At 82.7% G+C, this 1,406-nt stretch carries 1 pseudogene; it reads right to left on the reverse strand.

The features are described from left to right. A pseudogene (locus tag A4V12_RS39065) lies at window positions 1-1,406 on the reverse strand (AAA family ATPase); the annotation flags it as partial.

Consider the following 1,406-nt stretch of genomic DNA (forward strand, 5'->3'; position numbering starts at 1 on the left):
CGGCGGCCGCGGCGGCCGGGGTGTCGAACCCGGCGCGGAACGCGGCGTCGGCGAGCCGGTCGTCGGCCTCCTTGAGCCGGCGTGCCGTGTCCTCGACGGTACGCACGGCCCCGGCCGCCTCCGTGAGGCGGGCGATCCGGTGTTCCAGGGCGGCGGCGTGCTCCTCGACGGCCCCGCCCGGGACGCGGGCCAGCTCGGCGTCCACCTCCGCCTGGTCCCGGTCGAGCGCCTCGCGCCGCGAGGTCCGCGCGGCGGCCCGGCGCTCGACCTGCTGCCGCACCTCCAGCCGGCGCAGGTGCTCCGCCTCGGCACGGGCCAGGTCCTCGCGCGCCGCGTGCGCGCCGCCCGCGGCGTCCCGCGCCTCGGTGTACGCGCGCTCCAGCCGGGCCACCTCGTCGGCGAGGTCCGCCACCGCCGGCCGGCCGGTGCCGGCATCGGCCGCGGCCGCGGCACCGGACGGGACGCCCGCCTCCGCGCCGGCAGCCGTGCGGGCCCCCGCGTGACCGGCCTCCGCGCCGGAGCCGTCGCCCTCACCGGTCGCGGCCCGCGCGGCCGCCTCCCCGGGCCGCGTGGTGCCGGCGGCCTCCGCGACGGCGGCCGTCAGGGCCTCGCGGGCGACCGCGAGGTCGCGTTCGGCGGCCGCGCGTGCCTCGTCGGCCCGCGCGTGGGCCGCGTAGGCCGCGTCCTCCGTCGTCCGGTCGACGTGGTCGGCGTCGGCGCGGGCGGGTGCCGGGTGGTCGGCGGAGCCGCAGACCGCGCAGGGCTCACCGTCCGCGAGGGCGGCCGCGAGTTCCGCCGCGATGCCCCGCAGACGGCGTTCGCGCAGGTCGAGCCACCTCTCGTGGGCGGCGTTGGCCTCCTCCCGCGCGGCGGCCAGGCGGGTGGAGGCGGCGGCCACGTCCCCGGCCAGCGCGTCGCGGCGGCGGGCCGCGGCCAGCCGGCGGCGGGCGGGGTCGAGGCGGCCCGCGAGGTGTTCGGCGCGGGTCGCGGCCTCCTGGGCGGCCTCCACCCGGCCCTGGAGGGCGCGGCGGGTGGTCTCCCAGCCGGCCAGCCACACGTCGGCGTCGTGGAGGGCGTCCTCGTCCGCGCGGGCCTGCCGGTCCAGCTCCTCGCGCTCGCGGACGAGTCCGGCGGCGCGCCGCTCGGCCCGGCGCGCGGTGTCCAGGCCGCCGAGGTCCACCCGCAGCTGCCCGGCGAGCGCGGCCAGGTGCTCGGCGCCCGCGTCGGCGAGGTCCGGCGGCAGACCGGCCACGGCCCGCTCGTGCGCCGCGAGCGCCGCGCGGTGCTCCCGTTCGGCGTCGTCGCGCAGCGCCAGCGGGCCGGCCACCCGCTCCGCCTTGCGGCCACGTTCCAGGCGGGCCTCCCACGCGTCGCGCTCGGCCCGCCGGGCGTCCAGTTCGGCGGCG

Source organism: Streptomyces noursei, from assembly GCF_001646665.1.
GTDB lineage: Bacteria > Actinomycetota > Actinomycetes > Streptomycetales > Streptomycetaceae > Streptomyces > Streptomyces lavendulocolor.